The following is a 26,626-nucleotide window of genomic DNA, read 5'->3' as shown; positions in this document are numbered from 1 at the left end:
GGTGCACAAGGTGGCTGGTACCGGTCTGTTTCGGACCAAATCTATTGAGAAGTCCATCGCGGACACGGAGGAGCCGGAGCACGCCCTCAAGAAGTCGCTGTCGGTGCTGGACCTGACGGTGTTCGGCGTCGGTGTCATCATCGGCACCGGCATCTTCGTCCTCACCGGCAAGGTGGCCAAGGAGAACGCCGGACCGGCGGTCGCGCTCGCGTTCGTGGCCGCCGGCGTCGTCTGCGCGCTGGCGGCGCTCTGCTACGCCGAGTTCGCCTCGACGGTCCCGGTGGCCGGGTCGGCCTACACGTTCTCGTACGCCTCGCTCGGCGAGCTCCCCGCCTGGACCATCGGGTGGGACCTGGTCCTCGAATTCGCCCTCGGCACCGCCGTGGTCGCCGTCGGCTGGTCGGGCTATGTGCGCTCGCTGCTCGACAACGCGGGCTGGCACCTGCCCGAGGCGCTGTCCGGGCGCGAGGGCGCCCACGGCTTCGGCTTCGACATCCTCGCCGCCGCCCTGGTCCTGCTGCTGACCGCCATCCTGGTCTTCGGCATGAAGCTCTCCGCGCGCGTCACCACGGTCGTCGTCGCCATCAAGGTCACCGTCGTCCTGATCGTGATTATCGCGGGCGCCTTCTTTATCAAGTCCGACAACTACAAGCCGTTCATCCCCAAGGCCCAGCCGCAGGAGGCGGGCGGCAGCCTCAAGGCGCCGCTGATCGAGCTGATGTCGGGGTACGCGCCCACCAACTTCGGCGTGATGGGCATCTTCACCGCCGCCTCCGTCGTCTTCTTCGCCTTCATCGGCTTCGACATCGTGGCGACCGCCGCCGAGGAGACCCGCAACCCGCAGCGCGACATGCCGCGCGGCATCCTCGGCTCGCTCTTCATCTGCACCGCGCTCTACGTCGCCGTCTCGATCGTGGTGACCGGGATGCAGCACTACACCGAGCTCTCCATCGACGCCCCGCTCGCCGACGCCTTCAAGGCCACCGGGCACCCCTTCTTCTCGGGCGTCATCAGCTTCGGGGCCGCCGTCGGCCTCACCACCGTCTGCATGATCCTGCTGCTCGGCCAGACCCGGGTCTTCTTCGCGATGAGCCGGGACGGGCTGCTGCCCCGGTTCTTCTGCCACGTCCACCCCAAGTACCGCACCCCGCACCGGCCGACCATCCTGCTCGGCGTGATCATCGCGATTCTGGCGGGCTTCACCAGCCTCAGCGAGCTCGCCGAACTGGTCAACATCGGCACCCTCTTCGCCTTCGTCGTCGTCGCCATCAGCGTCATCATCCTGCGGCGCACCCGCCCCGATCTGCACCGCGCCTTCCGCACCCCGCTGGTGCCCTGGGTGCCGATCCTGTCGGTGGCCGCCTCGCTGTGGCTGATGCTCAACCTGCCCGCCGAGACCTGGCTGCGGTTCGGCATCTGGATGGCGATCGGCTTCGTCGTCTACTTCCTGTACGGCCGCACCCACAGCCGTATCAACGCGGAGTGACGGCGGCAGGTTCCCGGAGTTGATTCAACGGCCCCGTATGTCCCTCTTCGGAGGGAAGCGCGGGGCCGGATAGCGTGCCCCGTGTGCACCAAACGCTCGCCGTCCCGACCGCCGGACCACGCTCCGTACGCGCGTCACGGGTGCCCCGGCCGCGTACGGAACCGGAGCCGGGCCGGCGCGCCGGGTACTGGACGCGGCTGCTTCCCGCGCTGGCCGCGCTCGCCCTGCTGACCCGGCTGCCCTCCTTCCGGCACCCCCTGTGGAGCCCCGACGAGGGCTACCTCGCCGTCCAGGCCCGCCAACTCGCCGCCGGGGGAGCCCTGTACGACACGGTCGTCGACCGCAAGCCCCCGCTGCTGCCCTGGCTCTACGAGGGCGCCTTCGCGCTCTTCGGCGACACCTCGCTCGGCCCGCTGCGGCTCGCGGCCGTGGCCGCCCAGCTGCTCACCGCGGCGCTCCTCGCCTCCCTCGCCCGCCGCCGCTGGGGCGACCGGGCCGGGGCCGCCGCCGGGATCCTGCACCTGCTCGTCTCCACCGGCCTCAACCCCGAGGACGCGCAGGCCGCCACCTTCGAGGTGTTCATGCTGCCGTTCACGGCGGCGGCCGTGCGCTGCGCGGACCGCGCCCAGTGGGCGCGCGCCGGACTCGCCGTCGCCGGGGCCCTCCTCACCAAGCAGACCGGCGGCGCCGCGCTGCTCCCGGTGCTCTGGCTGCTGTGGCGCACGGCCCCGCGCCGCCGCGCCGCCCTGCTGCGCGCCTGCGCGGGACTGTGCGGCCCGGTGCTGCTCGGTGCGCTGGTCACCGGCCCGGCCCGGTTCCTGTTCTGGACGGTCACCGGCTCCGCCGCGTACGCCTCCTTCACCGGATCCGAACTCCACGTCCTGGCGAGGGGGTTGGCCAACACCGCCCTGCTCGCCCTCGCCTGCGCCGGGATCGTGCCGCCGGTGGTGCGGGTGCTGCGGATCGCCCGCACCGGCGCCGCGGACCTCTGGCTGTGGCTCGCCTCCTCGGCCGGGGCGGTCCTGACCGGCTTCCACTTCTTCGGCCACTACTACCTCCAGCTCGTCCCGCCGCTGGTCCTGCTCGCCGCCGGGGCGCTCCAGATCCTGCCGCCGCACCGGCTGCACCGGGCGCTGGGGGCGTCGGTCTGCGCCTGCGCGCTCTTCCTCGGCTGGGGCCTGCTCGCGCCGCGCCCCGAACTGGCCCACGCCGAACGGCTCGCCGCCGCCGTGCGCGCCCGCTCCGCGCCGCACGACCGCGTCCTGGTGTGGGGCATACACCCCGAGACGTACTGGCTGGCCGGGCGCGCCCCCGCCACCCGCTATCTGACCGCCGGGCTGCTCACCAACTACAGCGGGGGCCGCGACGGCCCCCAGGTCGGCGAGAAGTACGCGGTGGCGGGCACCTGGCCGGTCTTCCGCACCGAGCTGGCGGCCCGCCCGCCGGCGCTGATCGTCGACGACTCCCGGGGCAAGCCCTACGCCCCCGACCGGCTGCCCAGCCTGCGCCGGCTGCTCGCCGCCCACTACGCGCCGCTGGCCCGCAGGGTCGACGGCGCGGTCCTGTACGTACGCGCTCAGCCGCCGGGCTGACGCACCGCGCGCGGCCCCGTGCACCGCGCCCCCACCGCCTCCACCCGGCGGCGCAGCTCGCGGTCGGCCGTCACCACCAGACAGGGCCGGTCCGGTGCGCGCCCGGCCGCCAGCTCCACGATCAGGTCGTCCCCGCTGCCCGGCGCCGCCGCCACCCGCACCCCCGGCACCCCCGTCACGCCCCGGGCCGCGCCCTCGACCACCAGGACCAGCTCCACGGGGCCCGGAGCGCCCGGCAGGCCCGTCCGCGCGTACTCCGTGAGCCGGTCGCGCAGCCGCTCCGCGGCGCCCTTGCGGTCGCGCCACCAGCCGTCCGGAACCGAGCCCACCACATTGGCCGCGTCCACGATCACCAGCGAGGTCCCATCCATGGCGGCAGGGTGGCACGGGACGCGGGAAAATCGCACGTCGGAACGGGGAAATCCCGCGAAATCCGGGCCCCGGACCGAGTGTTATTGTCGCTGGAGACTCATGGTGTGTCGCATCCGGCCGCTCATCGCGGATCTGGTAGGGAAAGGTGGTCGGTGAGCCATGGCGTTCAAGCCTGCGCGTACCTCGAAGGGGCAGCCGGGCCGGGAACCCGGGAAGCCCGCCGCACCCGCACCCGCCGCCACTGCCGCGCCGGTGCTGGTCCCCGCCCCCGCCACCCCCGACGGCCGCCCGGCCGTGACCGGCTGGCTGCTGCGCGGCAAGGACGGCCGCCTCACGGCGTACGCCCCGGGCGGCGGGGGAGTGCTGCGCTGGACCGAGACGGAGCCCGGCGGGCCCGACTGGAGCGGCCCCGAGCTGGTCGTGGCGGCCACCGGGCTCGACCCGCGCCTCACCATCGCCCAGGGCTCCGACGGGTACGTCCACTTCTTCACCCTGCGCACCGTCACCACCGCCGCCGGTGAGCCCAAGACGGACGTCGTGCACGCCATCCAGTACCAGACCGGCCGCCCGGTGAAGGACTGGTACCCGATGGGCACCCCCTACCGCGACCAGGAGCGGGCCGCGAAGACCGGCCACCCGGCCGCCGTGGTCGACTCCTCGGACAACCTGAGCGTCTTCGTCCGCAACGCGGGCGGCGGCGTCTGCGCGCGCGTGCAGGAACCGTCCGGCAAGTGGAGCAGCTGGAAGGACCTCAAGGGCTCCGGCTCGTACGGGACCATCTGCGCGGGCACCGCCGACGACGGCCGCATCGAGGTGCTGGCCCCCGCCAAGCGGGGTGTGATGCGCTGGACCCGGGAGCGGACCGGCGCCGAGTTCGAGCAGGTGCCCGACCTCAAGCTCCAGGTGGAGGACGGCTCCGTCAGCGCCCGGCAGACCGGCGGGGACCGCATCACCTTCCTGTGGCGCGACGCCGGATCGCAGGACGTGCACGCCTTCCGCGCCGACGCCCCGGCCGCGCCGCTGGGCGGCACTGCCAGTGGGCCGGTCGCCGTGCTGCGCACGCCCGTGGACGGGCACGACTGCACGCTGATGGCCCAGCGCGGCCCCGACGGCCGCCCCGCCCTCGCCGCCTACCCCACCGAGACCGAGTCGGCGGGCGCGGTCTGGACGTCCACCGGCGAGGTCTGCGCGGGCGCCCCGGCGCTGGCCGTCGACGCCCTGGGCCGGGTCGTCCTGGCCGCCTTCGGCACCGACGGGCGGCTGCGGGTCACCCGCCAGAAGACCAACGAGCCGGGCCTGGCGATGGCGGCCTGGACGGTCGTCTGAGCGACCCGGGCACGGCCCCGCCCACCGCAGGCCACCTGGACGCGTCCGGCGCACCGCAGGGCCGCCCCGGCCCCGTCCGGCCCACCGCGAGGTCGCGCCGGACGCGCCCGGCCCCCCCGGAACACGAAGGAGCCCCCCGCCTCTCGGCGGGGGGCTCCTGTGCGTGCCGTGGGGTTACGCCGGGACGCTCGCCACGCCCTGCGCCAGGAACGGCTTCCCGTTCACCCGCTGGGAGACGCCCTCGCGGTCCAGGTACGGCGTGATGCCGCCCAGGTGGAAGGGCCAGCCCGCGCCGGTGATCAGGCAGAGGTCGATGTCCTGGGCCTCGGCCACGACACCCTCCTCCAGCATCAGACCGATCTCCTGCGCCACCGCGTCCAGGACGCGGTCACGGGTCTGCTCCTCGGTCAGGACGGTGTCGCCCTGCTTCAGCAGCGCGGCGACCTCCGGGTCCAGCTCCGGCTTGCCGGAGTCGTAGACGTAGAAGCCGCGCTTGCCGGCCTTCACGACCGCGGCCAGGTTCGCCGAGACCGTGAAGCGGTCCGGGAAGGCGCGGTTGAGGGTCTCGGACACGTGCAGACCGATGGCCGGGCCGACCAGCTCCAGGAGCACCAGCGGCGACATCGGCAGGCCCAGCGGCTCGATCGCCTTCTCGGCGACCTCGACCGGGGTGCCCTCGTCGATGACGTTCTGGATCTCGCCCATGAAGCGGGTGAGGATGCGGTTCACGACGAACGCCGGGGCGTCCTTGGTGAGGACCGCGGTCTTCTTCAGCTTCTTGGCGACGCCGAACGCCGTGGCCAGCGCCGCGTCGTCGGTCAGCTCGCCGCGCACGATCTCCAGGAGCGGGAGGATCGCGACCGGGTTGAAGAAGTGGAAGCCGACGACCCGCTCGGGGTGCTTCAGCTTGGACGCCATCTCGGTCACCGACAGCGAGGAGGTGTTGGTGGCGAGGATCGCGTGCGCCGGGGCGACCGCCTCGACCTCCGCGAACACCTGCTGCTTGACGCCGATCTCCTCGAAGACGGCCTCGATGATGAAGTCGGCGTCGGAGAAGCCCTCGGCCTTGTCCAGCACACCGGAGACCAGGCCCTTGAGGCGGTTGGCCTTGTCCTGGTTGATGCGGGACTTCAGGAGCAGCTTGTCGATCTCGGCGTGGACGTAGCCCACGCCCTTGTCCACGCGCTCCTGGTCGATGTCGGTCAGCACGACCGGCACTTCGAGGCGGCGCAGGAAGAGCAGCGCCAGCTGCGAGGCCATCAGGCCCGCGCCGACCACGCCGACCTTGGTGACCGGGCGCGCCAGCGACTTGTCCGGCGCGCCGGCCGGGCGCTTGCCGCGCTTCTGCACCAGGTTGAACGCGTAGATGCCGCTGCGCAGTTCACCGCCCATGATCAGGTCGGCGAGCGCCTTGTCCTCGGCGTCGAAACCGGCCTGGAGGTCGCCGTCCTTGGCCGCCTCGACGATGTCCAGGGCGCGGTACGCGGCCGGAGCGGCCCCGTGCACCTTGGAGTCGGCGATGAACCGGCCGCGCGCGACGGCCTGGTCCCAGCCCTCGCCCCGGTCGATCTCGGGGCGCTCGACCGCGATCTCGCCCTTGAGGACGCCCGCGGTCCAGATGAGCGACTGCTCCAGGAAGTCCGCACCCTCGAACAGGGCGTCCGCGATGCCGAGTTCGAAGACCTGCTTGCCCTTGAGCTGGCGGTTCTGGTTCAGCGAGTTCTCGATGATGACCGTGACGGCCTTGTCGGCGCCGATCAGGTTGGGGAGCAGCGTGCAGCCGCCCCAGCCCGGGACCAGGCCGAGGAAGACCTCGGGCAGCGAGAAGGCGGGCAGCGCCTTGGAGACGGTGCGGTAGGTGCAGTGCAGACCGACCTCGACACCGCCGCCCATGGCCGCGCCGTTGTAGTACGCGAAGGTCGGCACGGCCAGCGCGGCGAGGCGCTTGAAGACGTCGTGGCCGCTCTTGCCGATGACCAGCGCGTCCTCGTGCTTCTTGAGGATCTCGACGCCCTTGAGGTCGGCGCCGACCGCGAAGATGAACGGCTTGCCGGTGACGCCGGCGCCGACGATCGTGCCCTCGGCGGCCTCCTTCTCGACCTGGTCGATGGCGGCGTTGAGGTTCGCCAGCGAGCCGGGGCCGAAGGTGGTCGGCTTGGTGTGGTCGAAGCCGTTGTCCAGCGTGATCAGGGCGAACCTGCCCGCGCCGAACGGCAGGTCGAGGTGGCGCACGTGCGCCGAGGTGACGACCTCGTCCGGGAACAGCTCGGCCGCACCCTTCAAAAGCTCAGCGGTGGTGCTCACTTGCTGCCTCCGGCGTCCTTGTGGTGCGGGTTCTCCCAGATGACCGTGGCGCCCATGCCGAAGCCGACGCACATGGTGGTGAGGCCGTAGCGGACCTCCGGCTGCTCCTCGAACTGCCGCGCCAGCTGCGTCATCAGACGTACGCCGGAGGAGGCGAGCGGGTGGCCGAACGCGATGGCGCCGCCGTACTGGTTGACGCGGGCGTCGTCGTCGGCGATGCCGTAGTGGTCCAGGAACGCGAGGACCTGGACGGCGAACGCCTCGTTGACCTCGAAGAGGTCGATGTCACCGATCGAGAGACCGGCCTTGGCCAGCGCCTTCTCGGTCGCCGGGATCGGGCCGTAGCCCATGACCTCGGGCTCGACGCCGGCGAAGGCGTAGGAGACCAGGCGCATCTTGACCGGCAGGCCGTTCTCGCGCGCGAACTCCTCGGACGCGATGATCGACGCGGTGGCGCCGTCGTTGAGGCCGGCCGCGTTGCCCGCGGTGACGTTGCCGTGGACGCGGAACGGCGTCTTCAGGGTCGCCAGGCTCTCCAGCGTGGTGCCCGGGCGCATCGGCTCGTCGGCGGTGACCAGGCCCCAGCCGGTCTCGCCGACCTCGGGGTTGGTGTTGCGCACCGAGATCGGGACCAGGTCCTGCTGGATCTTCCCGTCGGCGTACGCCTTCGCCGCCTTCTCCTGCGAGCGCACGGCGTACTCGTCGGCGCGCCGCTTGGTGATGTGCGGGTAGCGGTCGTGCAGGTTCTCCGCGGTCATGCCCATGAAGAGGGCCGACTCGTCGACGAGCTTCTCGCTCACGAACCGCGGGTTGGGGTCGACGCCCTCGCCCATCGGGTGGCGGCCCATGTGCTCGACACCACCGGCGATGACGGCGTCGTAGGCGCCGAACGCGATGGAGCCGGCGACCGAGGTGACGGCGGTCAGCGCGCCGGCGCACATGCGGTCGATGGAGTAGCCGGGCACCGACTGCGGCAGACCCGCGAGGATGCCGGCCGTACGGCCGAGGGTCAGGCCCTGGTCGCCGATCTGCGTGGTGGCGGCGATGGCGACCTCGTCGATCTTGGCGGGGTCGAGGGCCGGGTTGCGGCGCAGCAGCTCCCGGATCGCCTTGACGACGAGATCGTCGGCGCGGGTCTCGTGGTAGATGCCCTTCGGGCCCGCCTTGCCGAACGGGGTGCGGACGCCGTCGACGAAGACGACGTCCCTGACGGTACGAGGCACGATGGCTCTCCTCCAGGGTGCGGGATGGCACTGCTGCGCGCGAGCCCACGCATAAGCGTGCGCTCACCCCGCCATGCTACTTGCGGGTAACCAAACTGCCCAGCCCCGGGGGCAGGAGCGGTGAAGGTCACACTCCGCCGGGGCCCCCGTGCCCCGGGCCCCGGCTGTCCGCACGGTTGGTCAGCCGGTGGTGCTCCCTCCGGGGCCGCCCCGCCAGACCGTTTCAATGCGGTCGAACACCGCCAGGAGCGCGGTGTCGCGGACCAGGGGCCGCAGGGCGTCGACGTCGGTGGCCCGCAGCCGTCCCAGGGCCCCGATCTCCAGGTCGAGCAGCAGTGGCTCGGCGTGCTCGGCGAGCCAGTCGTCCCTGCCCAGCTCCCGCGCCAGCCGGAGCAGCCCGACCACGGCTTCGGGGGATCGCAGGGCCCGGGGTGTCCGCTCCAGCCGGTTCAGCGAGTCTTCGAGGACGTCGTCCTGGTCGGGGTGGCCCGTACGGTGCCACACGTGCGTGCTCCCGGCAGCGCGGACCGTGCCCAGCAGCAGCTCCTGCGGTCCCTCGGGCCCGGACCACTCCTGGGCGAACGCGAGGAAGAGGTGGAGCTGCGCGGCCACGGCCGCCAGCTGCTCCTGCGGCACGTCCGCCCGCCCCACCTGTTCCTGTACGCATCCCAGCAGGTTCAGCCAGACGCGGGTGCCCATCTGCGGGGCCAGGCCGCCGAAGTGCGGAGCGGTCAGCGCCTGGAGCACCGCCAGCACCACCGGCCCGGGCAACTGGGACGCGTCGTGCACCAGGTGCCGGGCCAGCACGTCCGCGACCAGCCACCCGTTCTCCGCGGGGAGGGACGGCAGGAAGGGCAGGACCGCGTGATAGCGGTCGGTCCACTCCGCCGGGTCGGTGGCGGGCCGGCAGGCCAGGGCGACCAGTGCGTTCGCGAGGGACCTGCCCTCGGATCCCCCACGGGCCACATGGGTGCTCAGGGTCTCCGCGAGGCAGGTCAGCAGCGGGGACAGGGCGTGCAGCAGGTGTCCGGTGTCCCCGTCCTGCAGGAAGGCGGACCGCCGGACCAGTCCGTCGGGGTCCACTGACCGCAGGTGCCGGAAGGCGTTGCCGCCCTCCTGGCCCAGTGGCAGGACCCGGGGCAGGTCGCCCGTGGAAGGGGCTGCGAGGCGCAGCGAGATCCGCACGTCCGCCGAGCCGCCAGGGCCCCGGCCAGGGTCCTGGTGCTTCGCGACCAGCGTCCGGGTGAACGCCTCCCAGGACGCCTCGCCGAACTGCGAGCGCCACAACTGCGCGCAGCGGGACCAGCGGTCGACCGGGTCGTCGGCGCCCAGGACGTCCGACGCCCGCACCGTCCCTTCGGCGAGCACGGTGAGCAGCAGCAGGTTCGCTTCGTAGACGGCCTGGCGCCCGGTCGCGCTCTGCCGCACCGGCCGGTAGGGGAGGCCGCCGCCGGGCGCCGTGTCCCAGGGCGCGTCATGGATCAGTTCCCGCAGCACCTCGCCCAGCGCGCGGTGCGCCACCGGGTCCGCGTCCGCGAGCAACTCGCCCATGTCGCGGAGGACTTCCGCACGGTCGGTGAGCGGCGTGGGGGACAGCAGTGCGCGCAGCCGGGCGCTGCCGGGACCGTCACCGTCGCCGTGCCGGGCGACCGCTTGCCACAGCTCGTCCCGGACGAACCGGGCCGCCAGGTACTCGCCGAAGGTGGCGTGCAGGAACTCGTACGACTTCACCGCTTCGTCGGACACCAGGGCCTGGGCCTCGTGGACGAAGAAGAAGCGGCCGAACAGCAGCGGTGAGCTCTCCTCCCCGAGCAGGGCCGCGAGATCGCGGTCGGCGTCGTCGGCCGCGATGCTCTGGCGGCCTCGGTGGAGCATCCCCACGGCGATGACGCCGAGGCGCCGCAGCTCCTCCTCGACCGCGCTGTCCTCGGCCGCCTGCGGCAGCGGACCCAGCCGCTTGACGACCTGGCGCCGCACGAACTCCACCAGCAGCCGCTCGTACAGACCGACCCTGCCGATGTCCTGTCCCTCCAGGCGGCGCAGCCGATTGCCGGAGGCGTCGTACAGGGCGAGCATCAGCAGAAGCAGGGGCTGCCGCGCGAGCTCGCGGTGGGGGCGCACCACGTCCCAGGTGAGCGGCCGGAGGTCCTGCGCGGCGAAGGAGCGCCGGTTGACGGAGTTCCAGACGCCCAGCCACTCCTGGATCTGCCCGTCGTCGAAGGGCTCCAGCCGTACGACCGTGCTCTTCGGCGGGGTGTCGGCCTGGTCGGCCACCACGGTCCGGCTCGTCACCACCGCGACCATCGGGCGGCCCCACTCCGCCTCCCTCTCCTGCAGCCGCTGCACGCTCCGGAGGTAGTCCCACTGCCTGCTCGTGTCCAGTCGCTCGGCGCCGGCCTGAAGCAGCTCGTCGAATCCGTCCAGCAGGACGACGCGGACCAGGTCCGAGCCCGGGGCGCACACGTCGGGCCACGGGGTGCGGCGTCCGGTGGCCCGGAACACCGCCTCCTCGATCTGCCCCTGCACGTCGAGGTCCGCCGGGACGTGCCGCAGCTCGACGCGGACGCAGTGGAACTCGGCCTCCGGGAGCCGCGCCCCGATCAACTTGGTCAGCAGGGACTTTCCGGACCCGGGGTGGCCCAGCACCAGCAGTGGGGCGCGCAGGGCCCGGTCCGTGAGGAGGTGGGCGGCCAGGAAGTCCGCGAGGTCGTCCCGAAGGGGCTGGCGCTCCCACCAGACGTCGCTGGACAGCTCGCGGTCGACCAGGTGCGAGGCGACCCGGAAGCCCGGGTCGACGTACCCCTCCGCAAGGGTGGGGACCACCGGGTGCGGACCGTCCGGGCCGTCCGTCGAGGCGATGGGGGCGCGCAGCCGCTCGCGGTCCCGCGCGGGAGCGGCACCACCGTCCGCGAAGGCGCTCAGCAGCAGGCCCAGCCGGTCGAGCCCGGTGCGTTCCCCCAGGTGCGCGGGTCCCTCCTCGTCCCGGTCCACCTCATGGGTCTCGGAGGTGAGCCGGAGCTCGGGGCAGTCCCAGGTGACCCGGGCGAGCAGGCTGTCGTACTGCCGCATCGCGTCGCGGGCCAGCTCTTCGGGGAGGTGACCGAAGGAGGCGCCGAGGCCGTGCACGATGTCGCCCGCGGAGCGATAGCCCGCGGCCACCTCCTCGCGCAGCTCGCGCGGGGCCCGGACCCGGGCCGACCCGAGGTCGACGTGGGCCAGCTCGGCCAGTACCTCGGTCGCGATGTCACCCTGCGCGTCCCCGAGGTCGGCGCCCTGGACGATCCCCGACACGGCGACCGCATTGCAGAACGCCGTTACCTGGATGACGACGTCCGCGGCGCACAGCAGGGCGGTCCTGGCGACGCCCCGGGCCGCGCGGACGCGGGCACCGAACCCTTCGAACAGGGCGTACGGATCCGCCGGGGCGGAGCCGCTGAGCGTCAGCGGCTCCAGCAGGTCCTCGACGATGCCGTCGAAGTCCGTCCGGCGGCCGGCGGTCAGGACCTCGACGGCTCCGACGAAGTCGAACCGTACGCCGTCCGGTGCCGGGCCGGGCTCGGGGGAGCGGGGGGCCGGGACACGGCGGCGCGTTTCGAAGGTGTGCTCCAGCTCGCCGTGGCGGGTGCGCCACCAGCCGGCGTCCAGTGAGAGGCCGGGGCGCGCGGCGGAGCCGGGCCGCAGGCGGCAGTATTCGACGATCTTCAGCACGTCGGCCAGCGGGGGCGGCGTCGCCCGGTGCCCGCCGAGCAGTTCGGACACGGTCGACTCCGCGCGGTGCAGGGCCCGGGCCAGCTCGGCCTGCGGTATGCCGCAGTCGCGGACGAGACGCCGGAGAGTCGAGCAGAACTCCGCCACGGCGCCCGACGGCTGACCTGCCAACTGACCCCCCGGCTTCGCGCGGCTTCGGACCACCGGCCCTCAGCGTACGCCGTGACCTGCGCCGACCACTTCGGCCTTCGGAGTTCTTCGGCGTCACGCCGAAGGCCGGGAGCGGCACGGGAGAGTCGAGGCGGCGGCCACCGCGGCCGTCCCCGTACGAACTGGAGGCCCGATGTCCTGGCCCATGTCCCCGGCCATGAGCACCCTGCTGGCCCTCGTCCCCCTGGCGCTGGTCGTCGGAGTCGTGCTGCCGGCGGTCTGGTCGACGCGTCCGGCCCGGCGGCGGGCTGCCGCCGCCGTACTGGGCCAGTTGCTGGCGGCCGTACGGCGGCGGTCCTGAGCCCGCTGCGCCGTCACTGGCCGGCGGCGCCGTTCCGCAGCGCCGTCGCCAGCAGCGGCGTCACCAGTTCGGTCTGCCAGCGGCGGGCGCCCAGGGCCGTCAGGGCCTCGGCGATCGCCGTCTCGGAGCGGTCGCCCGGGGGCTCCCAGCAGACGCGGCGGACGGTGTCCGGGGTGATCAGGTTCTCCTGCGGCATGTTCAGCCGCTCGGCCAGCTCCGAGACCGCCGTCCGCGCCGCCGAGAGCCGGGCCGCGGCGGCCGGGTCCTTGTCCGCCCACGAGCGCGGCGGCGGCGGGCCGGTCACCGGCTGGCCGGGCTGCGGAAGCGCGGAGTCCGGCAGCGCCCTGGCCCGGTCCACGGCCGCCTGCCACTGCTCCAGCTGGCGCCGCCCCATCCGGTGCCCGAACCCGGGCAGCGCCATCAGGGCCGGTACGTTCAGCGGCAGCGCCAGCGACGCCTCGATGATCGCCGAGTCGCTGAGCACCTTGCCCGGCGAGACGTCGCGGCGCTGGGCGACGGCGTCCCGGGCCGTCCACAGCTCCCGTACGGCGGCCATCTGGCGGCGCCTGCGCACCTTGTGCATGCCGGAGGTGCGCCGCCAGGGCTCCTTGCGCGGCGGTGCGGGCGGGGCCGAGGCGATGGCGTCGAACTCCTGGCGGGCCCAGTCCAGCTTGCCCTGGCGGTCGAGCTCCTTCTCCAGCGCGTCGCGCAGGTCGACCAGGAGCTCCACGTCCAGGGCCGCGTAGCGCAGCCACGGCTCGGGCAGCGGCCGGGTCGACCAGTCCACCGCCGAGTGGCCCTTCTCCAGCGCGTAGCCGAGCACGCTCTCGACCATCGCGCCCAGGCCCACGCGCGGGAAGCCCGCGAGCCGGCCGGCGAGTTCGGTGTCGAACAGGCTCGACGGGACCATGCCTATTTCGCGCAGGCAGGGCAGGTCCTGGGTCGCGGCGTGCAGGATCCACTCGGTACCGGCGAGCGCGTCGCCCAGCGCGGAGAGGTCGGGGCAGCCCACCGGGTCGATGAGCGCGGTGCCCGCGCCCTCGCGGCGCAGCTGGACGAGGTAGGCGCGCTGGCCGTAGCGGTAGCCGGAGGCGCGTTCGGCGTCGACGGCGACGGGGCCGGTGCCGGCCGCGAACGCGGCGACGACCTCGGCGAGCGCCTCGTCCGTGGCGACGACGGGCGGAATGCCGTCTCGGGGCTCCAGCAGGGGAGTCGGCAGCCCATCAACCGGGACGTCGTCGTCCGGGGGAGCGCCCCCGGTGGTTCGCAGTGCTGTCTCTGCTGCGGTCTTATGGGCGTCGGTCACCTGTCAAGGGTACTTGTGTATATGCCGCGCCCGTCGACGGAACGTTCCGTCGACGGGCGCGCGAGGGGCGCACGGAGCTCAGCGGGGGGAGCATGCCCCCCGGTACCCGTGGGTCAGTGGATGATTCCGGTCCGCAGGGCGACGGCCACCATGCCCGCCCGGTCGCCCGTGCCGAGCTTGCGCGCGATCCGGGCGAGGTGGCTCTTGACGGTCAGTGCGGACAGCCCCATCGAGACGCCGATGGCCTTGTTGGACTGGCCCTCGGCGACCAGCCGCAGCACCTCGACCTCGCGCCCGGAGAGCTCGCGGTAGCCGCCCGGGTGGCTCGGGGCACCCGGGGGGCGGCGGTGCATACGGGCCGCCGCGGCGCCGATGGGGGCGGCGCCGGGGCGGGTGGGGTGGCCGATGTTGGTGCGCGTGCCGGTGACGACGTAGCCCTTCACACCGCCCGCCAGGGCGTTGCGCACGGCGCCGATGTCGTCGGCGGCCGACAGGGCCAGCCCGTTGGGCCAGCCCGCCGCGCGGGTCTCGGACAGCAGGGTGAGCCCGGAACCGTCGGGCAGATGGACGTCGGCAACGCAGATGTCGCGCGGATTGCCGACGCGGGGACGTGCCTCCGCGATGGACGACGCCTCGATGACGTCCCGTACTCCGAGGGCCCACAGATGACGGGTGACGGTGGAGCGGACTCGGGGATCGGCGACGACGACCATGGCCGTCGGCTTGTTCGGGCGGTAGGCGACCAGGCTTGCGGGCTGCTCAAGAAGAACGGACACCAGGCCTCCTGGGAAGGTGCGGGACGGGGCCGGCTCGGGGATGAAGCCGGGGCGAACCGTGCAGATAGGGTCACTGACCTCTTCGGCAGCCTGCCCGCCCGCCTTTAGGGAATGATCACGATTTGGTGAGAAACATTTAGGGCAATTCGGACAAGTGGTCGAGGGGGGAGTGATCGGGCGAGTCCCCTCGGGGCGCGGCCCCCAATCCCCCGGGCGGCCGATGCCCCTCCAGGGGGTGCGGCTGCGGGCCGGTCGCGCGGTTTCCCCGCCGGCCCGCGCGCGAGAAGCGGCTCCGGCGCGGCGCCCGGGGCCTGTCGTGCGGATCCGGTCCCCGCCGAACCGCCTCCGCCGTGCGGCGCGGCCGACGCCCCCGTCCCGGACGGGGGCCGCCGGGCACGCGTGAGGGCGTGTCCTTCGGATGTCGCCCGGGGCGTGACAGCGCGGCGGGACCGAAGCCGACGGGAGCCGCCGGGCACGCCCTAGCGCGGGTCCCTGCGCTGCGGCAGCGTGACGATCCCGGCGTCGGCCGACGGCGCCGGCGGCAGCCCCGCCACCTGGCACAGCAGATCGCACCAGGCCGCCAGGTGCGCCGCCGCGTCCGGCACCCCGCCGTGCCCCTCGCGCGGGGTCCAGGAGGCCCGGATCTCGATCTGGGTGGCGGGCAGCCGCTGCGAGAGCCCGCCGAAGTAGTACGAGCCCGCGCGCGTCACCGTGCCGCTCGCCTCCCCGTACGAGAGCCCCCGCGCCTCCAGCGCGCCCGTCAGCCACGACCAGCAGACCTCGGGCAGCAGCGGGTCCGCCGCCATCTCCGGCTCCAGCTCCGCCCGTACGAGGGTGACCAGGCGGAACGTTCCCTGCCAGGCGTCGTGCCCGGCCGGGTCGTGCAGCAGCACCAGCCGGCCGTCCGCGAGGTCCTGGTCGTCCTCGACGACCGCCGCCTCCAGCGCGTACGCGTGCGGCGCCAGGCGCTGCGGCGCCCTGGTCGGCTCGACCTCGATCTCGGGGCGCAGCCGCGCCCCCCGCAGGGCGTCCACCGACTGGCGGAAGGCGAGCGGAACGGTCCTGCCGGCGGCACCGCCCGTGCCGCCGGCGCCATCCGAAGTTCGTCCCTGAGCGGCAGCCATGCGGGGAAGACTAGGCGGAACGGGCGCCCGGCGCCGGTAGGGACACCCGGGCCCGGGCGACGGCTTCGCCGTCCGTGCGAAGATTCTGGGCGTGAACGCCAACGAACGCCCTTCGGGCCCGCCGACACAGACCTATGACTCCGCCTTCCTGAAGGCGTGCCGCCGCGAGCCGGTGCCGCACACGCCGGTCTGGTTCATGCGGCAGGCGGGGCGCTCGCTCCCCGAGTACCTGAAGGTGCGCGAGGGCGTCCCCATGCTGGAGTCGTGCATGCGGCCCGAGCTGGTCACCGAGATCACGCTCCAGCCGGTGCGCCGTCACAAGGTGGACGCGGCCATCTACTTCAGCGACATCGTGGTGCCGCTCAAGGCCATCGGCCTCGACCTCGACATCAAGCCCGGCGTCGGCCCGGTCGTCGCCGAGCCGATCCGCACCCGCGCCGACCTCGACCGGCTGCGCGACCTGACCCCCGAGGACGTCCACTACGTCACCGAGGCGATCGGCATGCTGACCGCCGAGCTCGGCGAGACCCCGCTGATCGGCTTCGCGGGCGCGCCCTTCACCCTGGCGAGCTATCTCGTGGAGGGCGGGCCGTCCCGCAACCACGAGCACACCAAGGCGCTGATGTACGGCGACCCGCAGCTGTGGGCCGACCTGCTCGACCGCCTCGCCGACATCACCGGCGCCTTCCTGAAGGTGCAGATCGAGGCCGGTGCCTCCGCCGTCCAGCTCTTCGACTCCTGGGTCGGCGCGCTGGCCCCCGCCGACTACCGCCGCTCGGTGATGCCCGCCTCCGCGAAGGTGTTCCGCGAGGTCGAGAAGTACGGCGTGCCGCGCATCCACTTCGGCGTCGGCACCGGCGAGCTCCTCGGCCTGATGGGCGAGGCCGGGGCGGACGTCGTCGGCGTCGACTGGCGCGTCCCGCTCGACGAGGCCGCCCGCCGGGTCGGCCCCGGCAAGGCGCTCCAGGGCAACCTGGACCCCGCGGTGCTCTTCTCGACGACCGAGGCGGTCGAGGAGAAGACCCGCGAGGTCCTGGACGCCGCGGCGGGCCTGGAGGGCCATGTCTTCAACCTGGGCCACGGCGTCCTGCCGACGACGGACCCGGACGCGCTGACCCGCCTGGTGGACTTCGTCCACACGCGGACCGCGCGCTGACCCGCGCGCCCCGCGCGCGGAGCTAGTTCCCCGCCGCCCGCACCGCCGACACGGCCTTGCGGGCGGCGACCAGGACCGGGTCCCACACCGGCGAGAACGGCGGTGCGTACCCCAGGTCCAGGGTGACCACCTGCTCCACCGTCATCCCCGCCGTCAGCGCCACCGCCGCGATGTCGACGCGCTTGGCGGCGCCCTCGCGGCCGACGATCTGCACCCCGAGCAGCCGTCCGGTGCGCCGCTCGGCCAGCATCTTCACCGTCATCAGGGCCGCCCCCGGGTAGTACCCGGCGCTGTTGGTGGACTCGATGGTGGCCGTCACGAACTGGATGCCCGCCGCGCGCGCCTCCCGCTCGCGCAGCCCCGTACGGGCGATCTCCAGGTCGCAGACCTTGCTCACCGCCGTGCCCACCACGCCGGGGAAGGTCGCGTAGCCGCCGCCGACGCCCGAGCCGATGATCTGGCCGTGCTTGTTGGCGTGGGTGCCGAGCGCGATGTGCCGCTCGCGCCCCGAGACCAGGTCCAGGACCTCCACACAGTCGCCGCCCGCCCAGATGTCGTCGTGGCCGCGGACCCGCATCGCGAGGTCGGTGAGCAGCCCGCCGTGCTCGCCCAGCGGCAGCCCGGCCGCGCGCGCCAGCTCGGTGCGCGGCTCCACGCCGATGCCGAGGACCACCACGTCCGCCGGGTACTCGGCGTCCCGGGTCACGACCGCCCGCGCCCGGCCGTCCTCACCGGTGCGGATCCCGGTGACCTCGGCGCCGGTCACCGTGGTGATGCCCAGGCCGTCCATCGCCTCGTGGACGAGGCGGCCCATGTCCGGGTCGAGCGTGGACATCGGCTCAGCGCCCCGGGTCACCACCGTCACCTCGTAACCGCGGCGCAGCAGCGCCTCGGCCATCTCCACGCCGATGTAGCCCGCGCCCACGATCACCGCGCGGCGCCCGGACGCAGCCGCCAGCGTGTCGAGCAGCGCCTGGCCGTCGTCCAGGGTCTGCACCCCGTGGACGCCCGGCGCGTCGATGCCCGGCAGCTGCGGCCGGACGGGCCGGGCGCCGGTGGCGATCACGAGCTTGTCGTACGCCGTCCAGGACTCCTCGCCGGACTCCAGGTCACGGGCGCGCACCCGGCGCCCGGCCGGGTCGATCTCGCGCACCTCGGTGCGCATCCGCAGGTCGATGCCGCGCTCGCGGTGCTCCTCGGGCGTCCGGGCGATCAGGTCGTCCCGCTCGGGCACCTCGCCGCCCACCCAGTACGGAATGCCGCAGGCGGAGAACGAGGTGAAGCCGCCGCGCTCGAACGCCACGATCTCCAGCTCGTCCGGCCCCTTGAGCCGGCGGGCCTGCGACGCGGCGGACATCCCCGTCGCGTCGCCCCCGATGACCACCAGTCGTTCCGCCGCCATGCCGCACCCCTCGCTCAGTCGCTCCCGTGCTCCCCCGCTGAAGATACGTACGAGGGCGGCGCGGAATTCCCCGACACGTCCGGGGCACCGGCGGCCGTGCCGGTCCCGGCCGCCCGGCGGGCCTTCCTGGCGCGCACCACCAGCCGCCACAGCGCGTACCCGGCGGCCGTCGCACCCGCGAAGGGGGCCACCGCGCCCAGCACGATCACCGTCCAGCGGGCGGCGCCGACGAAGGCGCGCCAGCCGCCGGCGAACGCGTCCAGCACACCGGGGCCGCCGTCGTCCTTCTGCGGCGCGCCCTTGCCGACCAGGGTGAGGGTGATGGTGGCGAGGCTCGTGCGGTCCTGGAGCGAGGCCCGCTGGGCCAGCAGGGAGTCCAAGTCGGCCTGGCGGTGGCTCAGTTCGCCCTCCAGCGCGACCACGTCGGAGAGCCCGCCCGCCCGGTCCATCAACGCGCGCACGCGCGCGATGCTGGCGCGCTGGGTGGTGATCCGGCTCTCCACGTCGACCACCTGGTCGGTGACGTCCTGTGCGCTCGCCCGGCGCTCCCGCACCTTCCCCGCCCCCGAAAGCGCCGCGAGGACCCCGTCGTAGCGGTCCTCCGGGACGCGCAGGACCGCGTGCGAGGTGACCCGGCCGTGCTCGTCGCGCACGGTGTCCTCACTGCCGACGAAGCCGCCCGCGGCCGTGGAGGCCGTGCGGGCGGCGTCCAGCGCGCGGGCCACGTCCGGTACCTCGACGCCGAGTTCGGCGGTCCGCACGATGTGGACCGCGCCGGACGGCACGGGCTGGGCCGCCCTGCCCGCGGCGCCGCCCGCCGGGGCGGCGGGCGCCTTGCCGGAGGCACCGGAGCCGCCGGGGGCGGCGCTCCCCGCGGGCGCCGCCCTGCCCTTCTCGGCGGTGGTGCTCCCGCCCGCGCTGCACCCCGCGACCGTCAGCGAGGCGGCCAGGAGAACGGCGCCGAGCGCTGCCGCGGGACGGCGTCCGGCCGTACGTCGTACACGCATGTCTGCTCCCTCACAGGTGCGTCGGTTCGTGGTGCCGGTTCGACGGGCGGGGCGCGGGGGCGGGTTGCCGGTTCCCGGTCCCGAAGTGGTGACGGTCCGGCCTCGGTCCGGGCTCGGCGCGGGGCTGTCGGTGGCGTCTGAGACAGTGGAGCCATGGACATCGCGGACAACACCGTCGCAGCGCCACCGCACGTAGTCGTCGTCGGCGGCGGGATCTCCGGCCTGGCCGCGGCCCACCGACTGCTGGGCGCGGGCGCGCGCGTGACCGTCCTGGAGGCCACCGACCGGGTCGGCGGCAAGCTGCTCGCGGGCGAGGTCGGCGGCGCGCGCGTGGACCTGGGCGCCGAGTCGATGCTGGCCCGCCGCCCCGAAGCGGTCGGCCTCGCGCGCGAAGTGGGGCTCGGCGACGCGCTGGTGCCGCCCGCGGCGACCGCCGCGATCTGGACCCGGGGCGAGCTGCGGCCGATGCCCAAGGGCCATGTGATGGGCGTCCCGGCGGACCCGGCCGCCCTCTCCGGCATCCTCTCCGCCGAGGGCCTGGCCCGTCTGGGCCGGGACCGGGAGCTGGCGCCGACCGAGCTCGGCGAGGACGTCGGCGTCGGTGAGTTCGTCGCCGCCCGCCTGGGCCGCGAGGTCGTCGACCGCCTGGTGGAGCCGCTGCTCGGCGGGGTGTACGCGGGCGACGCCTACAAGATCTCGATGCGGGCCGCCGTGCCCCAGCTCTTCGAGGCCGCGCGCGCCAACCCCTCCCTGCTCGACGGGGTGCGCGCGCTCCAGGAGCGGGCCGCCGCCGCGCCCCAGCCGGAGGGCCCCGTCTTCGTGGGCCTGGAGGGCGGCGTGGGCGGTCTGCCGCCCGCCGTCGCCGACGCGGTGCGCGCCCTCGGCGGTGTGATCCGGACGGAGACGCCGGTGCTCGCCCTGACCCGTACGGCGGACGGCTGGCGGCTGCGCACGGACAGCGCCGAGCACCCGGTGATCGACGCGGACGGCGTGGTGCTGGCGTCCCCCGCCTGGTCCGCCTCCGCGCTGCTCGCCGCCGAGGCCCCGGCCGCCTCCGCCGAGCTCGCCTCCGTGGAGTACGCGTCGATGGCGCTGGTCACCATGGCCTTCCGGCGCGCGGACCTGGCGGGTCTGGAGCGCGGCTCCGGCTTCCTGGTGCCGTCCGTGGACGGCCGCACCATCAAGGCGTCCACGTTCTCCTCGTACAAGTGGCAGTGGGTCACCGACCGCTCGCCGGACCTGTTCGTGCTGCGCACCTCGATCGGGCGGTACGGCGAGGAGGAGCACCTGGAGCGCGACGACGCCGATCTGGTGAAGCTCTCCCTGGGCGACCTCCGGGACGCGGTGGGCCTGTCGGCGCGGCCGGTGGCGAGCGAGGTGACCCGGTGGATCGGCGGGCTGCCGCAGTACCCGGTGGGCCACCTCGCGCGCGTGGCGCGGGTGCGCGCGGCCGTCGCGGAGCTGCCCGGACTGCGGGTCTGCGGCGCCGCCTACGACGGGGTCGGCATCCCCGCGTGCATCGCGGGAGCCCGGCGCGCGGCGGACGAGATCATCGCCACGTCGACCCTGGCGCAGAACACTCAGCGTGACGCGGGACAATAGCCTCATGAGTGCACCGGAAAAGATCCCGAACGCAGGCAAGAAGGCGAAGGACCTCAACGAGGTCATCCGCTACACGCTGTGGTCCGTCTTCAAGCTGCGCGACGTGCTGCCCGAGGACCGCACCGGCTTCGCCGACGAGGTCCAGGAGCTGTTCGACCAGCTCGCCGCCAAGGACATCACCGTCCGCGGCACCTACGACCTGTCCGGGCTGCGGGCCGACGCCGACCTCATGATCTGGTGGCACGCGGAGACGGCCGACGAGCTCCAGACCGCGTACAACCTCTTCCGCCGCACCAAGCTGGGCCGCGCCCTGGAGCCGGTCTGGTCGAACATGGCGCTGCACCGCCCCGCCGAGTTCAACAAGTCGCACATCCCGGCGTTCCTCGCCGACGAGCAGGCGCGCGACTACGTGTCGGTCTACCCCTTCGTGCGCAGCTACGACTGGTACCTGCTGCCCGACGAGGACCGCCGCCGGATGCTCGCCGACCACGGCAAGATGGCCCGCGGCTACCCGGACGTGCGCGCCAACACGGTCGCCTCGTTCTCGCTCGGCGACTACGAGTGGCTGCTGGCCTTCGAGGCCGACGAGCTGCACCGCATCGTCGACCTGATGCGTCATCTGCGCGCCTCCGAGGCGCGGATGCACGTCCGCGAGGAGGTCCCGTTCTACACGGGCCGCCGCAAGTCGGTCGCGGACCTGGTGGACGGCCTGGCCTGACGGCCGCCCCACCCCGTATGCCCGGTGGCCGGGCCCGTCGTGAGCGGGCCCGGATCCACCCCTGACCCGGAAGATCAGAGAGCGGACGGCCGCAGCCCAGCCCTGGGCGCCGACCGCTCGTCCAGCGACACCGGGTTCGGCTCCGGGTGCGGCGCGCACGTCGCGCGCCGCACCGGCGTCCGTCCGTACAGCAGGTAGTTCTCCAGATAGTGGTTGACGCAGCCGTTGGGGCCGCCGCCGATGCCGTGCGTACCGGCGTCCTTCTCGGTCACCAGGGCCGCCCCCGGCAGTCTGCGCTGGAGCTCCAGCGCCCCCGGGTACGGCGTCGCCGCGTCCCGCTCGGCCGCCAGGATCAGCGTCGGCGGCAGCTCACCGGGGTGCACCCCCACGTCCAGCGGCTTCTGCCGGGGCGCCGGCCAGTAGGCGCACGGCAGGTTCATCCAGGCGTTGTCCCAGGTCTCGAACGGCGCGATCGCCGCGAGCTCGGTGTTGTCCCGGTCCCAGGTGGACCACTCCGTCGGCCAGGGCGCGTCGTTGCACTCGACCGCCGTGTAGACGGCGTTCCCGTTCTCGTCGTCCTTCGCGGCCTCCGGCCGCGGCGCCGCCTGGGCGATCAGCGGCTTGGGGTCGCCCTTGAGGTAGGCCGAGAGCGCGGTCGCCCGCATCGCCCAGTAGTCGTCGTAGTACCCGGCCTTGAGGAAGGCGGCCTGGAGCTGGGCCGGGCCGACCGTGCCGCCGGCAGGCTCCTCGGCGAGCCGGGCGCGCACCTTCTCGAAGTTCTCCAGGACCTGCTCGGCGCTGGTGCCCAGGTGGTAGACCCCGTCGTGGCGGGCGACCCAGGCGCGGAAGTCCTCCCAGCGGCTCTCGAACGCCAGTGACTGGTCGAGGTTGTTGCGGTACCAGATCTGGCGCGGGTCCGGGTCGACCGCCGAGTCGAAGACCATCCGCCGTACGTGAGAGGGGAAGAGCGTGGCGTACAGGGAGCCGAAGTAGGTGCCGTACGAGGCGCCGATGAACGACAGCTTCGGCTCGCCGAGCGCCGCCCGCAGCACTTCGAGGTCGCGCGCGTTGTTGAGGCTGGTGTAGTGCCGCAGCGCCGGGCCCGCGTTCTGGCCGCAGCCCTGCGCGTACGCCTTGGCCTGCGCGATCCGCTCCCTCTTGTACGACTCGGAGGGCTCGGTGGGGGACTGGGTGGGCGCCTTGGCGAAGTCCGCCGGGTCCTGGCAGGACAGCGGCGCGGACCGGCCGACCCCGCGCGGGGCGTAGCCGACCAGGTCGTAGGCGCGGGCGATCCGCTTCCACTCGGGCAGGGGCGCGACCATCGGGAAGTACATGCTGGAGGCGCCGGGCCCGCCCGGGTTGTAGACGAGGGCGCCCTGGCGCTCGGACTTCTTGCCGGTCGCGGCGGTCCGGCTGACGGTGAGGGCGATCTGACGGCCCTTCGGCCGGGCGTAGTCGAGCGGGACCTTCACGGTGCCGCACCGCACGGAGGCGGGCAGCATCTCCGACTTGGGGCAGCGGCCGAAGGCGATCTTGGTGGTGGCCGCGCGCCGGGCGGCGACCACGGTGCCGCGCGCCTCGGCGGTGAGCTGGTCCGTGCTGCCGGCCGGGGCGACGGCCAGGGCGGAGAGCACGAGCGAACCGAGGGTTCCGTAGAGCACTGCTGCTTTCATCGCAGATCGATCCCTAGGCAGTTGCCTCCGGCGTAAATCCGGCACAAAAGGGATGATTAGCGGAGTAATTGAGGAAGTAAAGCACCGTGGTGCGGTGCGCCGGGTGAAATGTCCCGGTCAGGCGGCGCGTCGGCCGCTCAGCGCGGTCCGCAGCGCCGGGTCCTCGACCGCGCTGATGCCCCGCACCGCCACCGCCGTCAGCTGGTCGCCCGCCGGGTCGATCCGGCCGAGCAGCCGCTGGCCGTCGGGGGAGGCCCAGCGGGTGTGCGGGTGGACCTCGACGCGGGCGATGAAGAGACAGCCGAACGTGAGCACCGCGGGCAGCGCGAACCAGGCGGCGATCTCCGTCTGGGTGGCGCGGTCCTGGCCGGGCATCAGCAGCGCCACCGCGCCGAGTACGAGGGTGAGCGCGGCGGCCCCGCGCACCGCCCGCACCGAGGCCGTCACCCCGGTCCTGGTCGCGTCCGGGACGGCGAGCCCGGCGGCGGCCAGCCGGTCGGCCAGCGCGTGCACCGCGTCGGCGGCGGCTGCGGCCGAGCGTATCGCCGCTATCCGCGCCTGCCCCTCCGGCCCGATCGCGCCGATCACCGACCGCTCCAGGTCGTCGCGGCCCTCCGGGTCGACGACGGTGGCCCAGCCGGTGTGCGCCAGCAGCAGCCGGCGGGCCCGGTGCATGGCGACCAGCGTCAGATCGGTGACCCGCACGGGACCGCCCGCCAGGAACGCGGCCTCGTAGAGCGAGAGCCCGGATTCCGGGTCCCGGGTGACCGGCCCCTGGTCGGCCGCCGCGGACGCGGCGAGACAGAGCCGCGCGCACGAGAGCGCGGAGGCGAGGCACGCGACTGCGAGCAACAGAACCCAGAACATGGCCGAGTTGTATGTGACGCGGCCAGGCGGGCGCCATGCGTTTCCCATGATGTGGACATGGAGTTATCGCTTCGTTACGGAGTGTCGGTGGGGGAGTCGGCGGGAGTGGCGGAAGGGGTGTCGTCGGGCAGCGCCCGGCTGGCGGCGGGCGGCAGCGGGAAGGACGGGGTCACCGGGACCGAGGAGGGCGGCGTGACGCCCGGTGTGGGCGGCGGCGGGCCGCTGGGGGAGGCGGTGGTGCCCGCCACGGAGTCGCGGGCCAGCCCGTCGAAGTCGACGAGGCCGGTCGCCTCCAGCATCTTGATGTGGTCGAGGACGGTCGTGTTGGCGTCCTCGGCGAGCGCCCGGACCAGGGAGTTGCGGGTGTTGGCGCGGATCTGGGCGACCAGCGAGAAGACCTTGCCGTGGGCCGCCCGCAGGAGGTTGGCGAAGTCCTTCTCGTAGGTGTCGCCGCTGTCCGACGTCAGCGTGCGCAGCCAGGACTTCTGCTGGTCGTTGGGCTGGTCCGGCAGCTCCATCCCGAGCTGGGCGGCGACTTCGCGCACGCGCGCGTCGAGGAAGGTGTGGCCGTCGATCAGGTGCTGGCCCGCCGCGGTGATCGCCGCGCTGGGCGCCCGCTCCACGGCCTGCTGCCCGGCGGGCAGCTCCCACAGTCCGGCCAGTCTCACCCGTACGACGAAGTCCCGGTCCGAGGCCGACAGCGGTCCCCAACGGGTGGGTACGGACCCGGCGTTGAGCTGGGCGAGCCCGGTGCCCGAGCGGTCGGCGTACGACCAGACGGGGAAGAGCAGGGCGGCGATGGTCGCCGTCAGGGCGACGACGACCAGGCCGGTACCGGAAAGGAACATCCGACGCATGAAAGCCTCCAAGTGCGGTGCGCACGGTAATGCGGAGGCCGGTGATCCGGTAGGTCTTTCGGTGAAATAGGTGACGGAGTCGTGTGGGAGGCATCACGCCTTGGACGAGTACGGGTCAAGGCCCTTGGGAGCGTGGTAACTTGCCCGCCCCCGGCTCCTGCCTCCCCGGTCCCTGCCTCCCCGGGCCCCTGCCCGCTTGCGCCGGGCGCTGTCAGGCGGCCCGCGCGAGGCCGCGCAGCAACCGGGCGGCCCGGCCCGGCGGACGCCCGCCCGCGCGCTCCTTCCACCAGCGCGTCAACTGCCGCCGCACCTCGGCGTCGTGGCCGCCCCGCGCCAGCAGGTGCTCGACGAAGTCGAGCGCGTCACGGCGGTAACCGCCGCGCTGCGGACGGCTTCCGGCGTACGCGAGGAACGCCGGGCGGTAGCCCTCGCCGAGGATGCCCGGCAGCTCCGGCGCCACCTTGGCGACGACATCGGCCCGCTTGACGACGAGCGCCCGCGCCTGGACCCGGAGCCGCCCGGGGTCGAAGCCGGGCGGCATCGGGGTGCCGGCGGTCAGCGCGGACAGCAGCGAGGTCTGGGCGAGGGCGAGGGGGACGCGGCGGTCCGTGGCGGCGCTGGGGGAGCCGACGGCGGCGCGGCCGGTCGCGGGCCCGAGGCGGGCCGTGGCGATGCCGGGGGCGTCCACGCCCGCAGGTCCGGGGCGGGTCGCGGCGGCGCCCACGCCCGCGTGGGCGGACGGAGGTCCGGGGCGGGCCGCGGTGGCGTCGGGCGAGTCCACGACCGCGCGTACGGCCGCCAGCTCTGCCGCCAGTTCCGCCTCCGGCGGGAAGGCGTCGTCGCGCTCCAGCAGGACGCCCGGGGGCGACACCCGCGACACCAGCTCCGCGAGCACCCCGAGGACCTCCGGGCCCACCGGGTGCGCGTGCGTGTCGTGCCAGACACCGTCCCGCTCCACGCCCCCGGCCACATGCACGTACGCGATCGCCTCCACCGGCAGCTCGGCCAGCGCCTTCGCCGGGTCCTCGCCCCGGTTGACGCGGTTGGTGTGCAGGTTCGCCACGTCGATCAGCAGCCGCACACCGGTCCGCTCCACCAGCTCGGCCAGGAACTGCCCCTCCGTCATCTCCTCGTCGGGCCAGTTCACCAGCGCCGCGATGTTCTCCAGCGCCAGCGGCACCGGCAGCGCGTCCTGCGCGATGCGGACGTTCTCGCAGAGCACCTCCAGCGCGTCCCAGGTGCGCGGCACCGGCAGCAGGTGCCCGGCCTCCAGCGGGGCGGACGCGGTCAGCTCGCCGCCCGCCCGCACGAACGCGATGTGCTCGGTGACCAGCGGGGCCGCCAGCGCCTCGGCGCGGGCCGCGAGCTCCGCGAGGCGCGCCGCGTCGGGCCGGTCCGCGCCGCCGAGCCCCAGTGACACGCCGTGCGGCACGACGGTGACCCCGCGCTCGCGCAGCCGCACCAGCGACTCGGGGAGGTGGCCGGGGCAGAGGTTCTCGGCCACCGCCTCCACCCAGTCGATGCCGGGCAGCCGCTCCACCGCGTCGGCGATCTCGGGCCGCCAGCCGATGCCGATGCCCAGTTCCATGGTCGCCCCCCGTGTGATGTCGATGGCA

Annotated in this window: 20 protein-coding genes; 7 read left to right on the top strand and 13 right to left on the bottom strand. The window is 73.9% G+C overall.

What is annotated here, in order from left to right; genetic code table 11:
- Window positions 1-10: 10 nt before the first annotated feature.
- Entirely contained in the window at window positions 11-1,486 is a 1,476-nt protein-coding gene (locus tag AB5J87_RS08360) for an amino acid permease (protein ID WP_369375626.1), read from the top strand.
- 140 nt (window positions 1,487-1,626) lie between these two features.
- Window positions 1,627-3,078: a glycosyltransferase family 39 protein gene (locus AB5J87_RS08355; protein ID WP_369383432.1), complete on the top strand. Its 1,452-nt coding sequence runs from the start codon at window positions 1,627-1,629 to the stop codon at window positions 3,076-3,078.
- Here the strand turns inward: AB5J87_RS08355 and AB5J87_RS08350 are convergent.
- The gene (locus AB5J87_RS08350) at window positions 3,063-3,449 is read right to left on the bottom strand and encodes an NTP pyrophosphohydrolase (RefSeq protein WP_369375624.1); all 387 of its coding nucleotides are present in this window, start codon (window positions 3,447-3,449) and stop codon (window positions 3,063-3,065) included. The two genes, AB5J87_RS08355 and AB5J87_RS08350, sit on opposite strands and share 16 nt — an antisense overlap.
- 160 nt (window positions 3,450-3,609) lie before the next feature.
- Between AB5J87_RS08350 and AB5J87_RS08345 the strand changes: the two genes are divergently transcribed.
- Entirely contained in the window at window positions 3,610-4,776 is a 1,167-nt protein-coding gene (locus AB5J87_RS08345; RefSeq protein WP_369375622.1) for a hypothetical protein, read from the top strand.
- 174 nt (window positions 4,777-4,950) lie between these two features.
- On the opposite strand, the gene AB5J87_RS08340 is transcribed toward AB5J87_RS08345, so the two are convergent.
- The 3 genes from AB5J87_RS08340 to AB5J87_RS08330 all read right to left on the bottom strand — a co-directional run bounded on the left by AB5J87_RS08340 (window position 4,951) and on the right by AB5J87_RS08330 (window position 12,182).
- Window positions 4,951-7,080: a 3-hydroxyacyl-CoA dehydrogenase NAD-binding domain-containing protein gene (locus tag AB5J87_RS08340; protein WP_369375620.1), complete on the bottom strand. Its 2,130-nt coding sequence runs from the start codon at window positions 7,078-7,080 to the stop codon at window positions 4,951-4,953.
- Window positions 7,077-8,303, bottom strand: coding sequence for an acetyl-CoA C-acyltransferase (locus AB5J87_RS08335; protein WP_369375618.1), 1,227 nt, complete (start codon window positions 8,301-8,303; stop codon window positions 7,077-7,079). Before AB5J87_RS08335 ends, AB5J87_RS08340 begins: the two co-directional genes overlap by 4 nt.
- A gap of 180 nt (window positions 8,304-8,483) precedes the next feature.
- Window positions 8,484-12,182, bottom strand: coding sequence for an NACHT domain-containing NTPase (locus tag AB5J87_RS08330; RefSeq protein ID WP_369375616.1), 3,699 nt, complete (start codon window positions 12,180-12,182; stop codon window positions 8,484-8,486).
- Between the two features lie 172 nt (window positions 12,183-12,354).
- Here AB5J87_RS08330 and AB5J87_RS08325 point away from each other — a divergent pair, with 172 nt between their 5' ends.
- On the top strand, window positions 12,355-12,522 hold the full coding sequence (locus AB5J87_RS08325) for a hypothetical protein (protein ID WP_369375614.1): 168 nt from the start codon (window positions 12,355-12,357) through the stop codon (window positions 12,520-12,522).
- A gap of 13 nt (window positions 12,523-12,535) precedes the next feature.
- Here AB5J87_RS08325 and AB5J87_RS08320 read toward each other — a convergent pair whose 3' ends face one another.
- The 3 genes from AB5J87_RS08320 to AB5J87_RS08310 form a co-directional block, all read right to left on the bottom strand.
- Complete coding sequence (locus AB5J87_RS08320; RefSeq protein WP_369375612.1) at window positions 12,536-13,828, bottom strand: HRDC domain-containing protein; 1,293 nt, start codon at window positions 13,826-13,828, stop codon at window positions 12,536-12,538.
- A 113-nt stretch (window positions 13,829-13,941) separates the two neighbouring features.
- Window positions 13,942-14,604 carry a response regulator transcription factor gene (locus AB5J87_RS08315; RefSeq protein ID WP_101390672.1) on the bottom strand — a complete coding sequence of 221 codons (663 nt, stop codon included), beginning with the start codon at window positions 14,602-14,604 and terminating at the stop codon, window positions 13,942-13,944.
- Window positions 14,605-15,083: 479 nt separating this feature from the next.
- A complete protein-coding gene (locus AB5J87_RS08310; RefSeq protein WP_369375609.1) occupies window positions 15,084-15,728 on the bottom strand; it encodes a DUF3000 domain-containing protein in 645 nt (214 codons plus the stop codon).
- Window positions 15,729-15,819: 91 nt separating this feature from the next.
- On the opposite strand from AB5J87_RS08310, the gene hemE reads away from it, so the two are divergent.
- On the top strand, window positions 15,820-16,884 hold the full coding sequence (hemE, locus tag AB5J87_RS08305) for a uroporphyrinogen decarboxylase (RefSeq protein ID WP_369375607.1): 1,065 nt from the start codon (window positions 15,820-15,822) through the stop codon (window positions 16,882-16,884).
- Window positions 16,885-16,906: 22 nt separating this feature from the next.
- Here the strand turns inward: hemE and AB5J87_RS08300 are convergent, their stop codons facing one another.
- Complete coding sequence (locus tag AB5J87_RS08300; RefSeq protein WP_369375605.1) at window positions 16,907-18,286, bottom strand: FAD-dependent oxidoreductase; 1,380 nt, start codon at window positions 18,284-18,286, stop codon at window positions 16,907-16,909.
- A 14-nt stretch (window positions 18,287-18,300) separates the two neighbouring features.
- Window positions 18,301-19,293: a DUF4349 domain-containing protein gene (locus AB5J87_RS08295; protein ID WP_369375603.1), complete on the bottom strand. Its 993-nt coding sequence runs from the start codon at window positions 19,291-19,293 to the stop codon at window positions 18,301-18,303.
- Between the two features lie 153 nt (window positions 19,294-19,446).
- Here AB5J87_RS08295 and hemG point away from each other — a divergent pair, with 153 nt between their 5' ends.
- Entirely contained in the window at window positions 19,447-20,895 is a 1,449-nt protein-coding gene (gene hemG, locus AB5J87_RS08290; protein ID WP_369375601.1) for a protoporphyrinogen oxidase, read from the top strand.
- Between the two features lie 4 nt (window positions 20,896-20,899).
- The gene (gene hemQ / locus AB5J87_RS08285; RefSeq protein WP_369375599.1) at window positions 20,900-21,613 is read left to right on the top strand and encodes a hydrogen peroxide-dependent heme synthase; all 714 of its coding nucleotides are present in this window, start codon (window positions 20,900-20,902) and stop codon (window positions 21,611-21,613) included.
- 74 nt (window positions 21,614-21,687) lie between these two features.
- Here the strand turns inward: hemQ and AB5J87_RS08280 are convergent, their stop codons facing one another.
- From AB5J87_RS08280 to AB5J87_RS08265, 4 genes are all read right to left on the bottom strand, one after another.
- Window positions 21,688-23,286, bottom strand: coding sequence for an alpha/beta hydrolase (locus AB5J87_RS08280; RefSeq protein ID WP_369375597.1), 1,599 nt, complete (start codon window positions 23,284-23,286; stop codon window positions 21,688-21,690).
- 117 nt (window positions 23,287-23,403) lie between these two features.
- Window positions 23,404-24,153, bottom strand: coding sequence for a TIGR04222 domain-containing membrane protein (locus tag AB5J87_RS08275; protein WP_369375595.1), 750 nt, complete (start codon window positions 24,151-24,153; stop codon window positions 23,404-23,406).
- A gap of 74 nt (window positions 24,154-24,227) precedes the next feature.
- Window positions 24,228-25,010, bottom strand: coding sequence for a DUF4142 domain-containing protein (locus AB5J87_RS08270; RefSeq protein WP_369375593.1), 783 nt, complete (start codon window positions 25,008-25,010; stop codon window positions 24,228-24,230).
- A gap of 211 nt (window positions 25,011-25,221) precedes the next feature.
- Window positions 25,222-26,598 carry a DUF692 domain-containing protein gene (locus tag AB5J87_RS08265; protein WP_369375591.1) on the bottom strand — a complete coding sequence of 459 codons (1,377 nt, stop codon included), beginning with the start codon at window positions 26,596-26,598 and terminating at the stop codon, window positions 25,222-25,224.
- Window positions 26,599-26,626: the final 28 nt, after the last annotated feature.

Source organism: Streptomyces sp. cg36 (genome assembly GCF_041080675.1).
GTDB lineage: Bacteria > Actinomycetota > Actinomycetes > Streptomycetales > Streptomycetaceae > Streptomyces.
The sequence above is the reverse complement of the archived record's forward strand: the minus strand, read 5'-3'. Positions and strand labels throughout refer to the sequence as shown.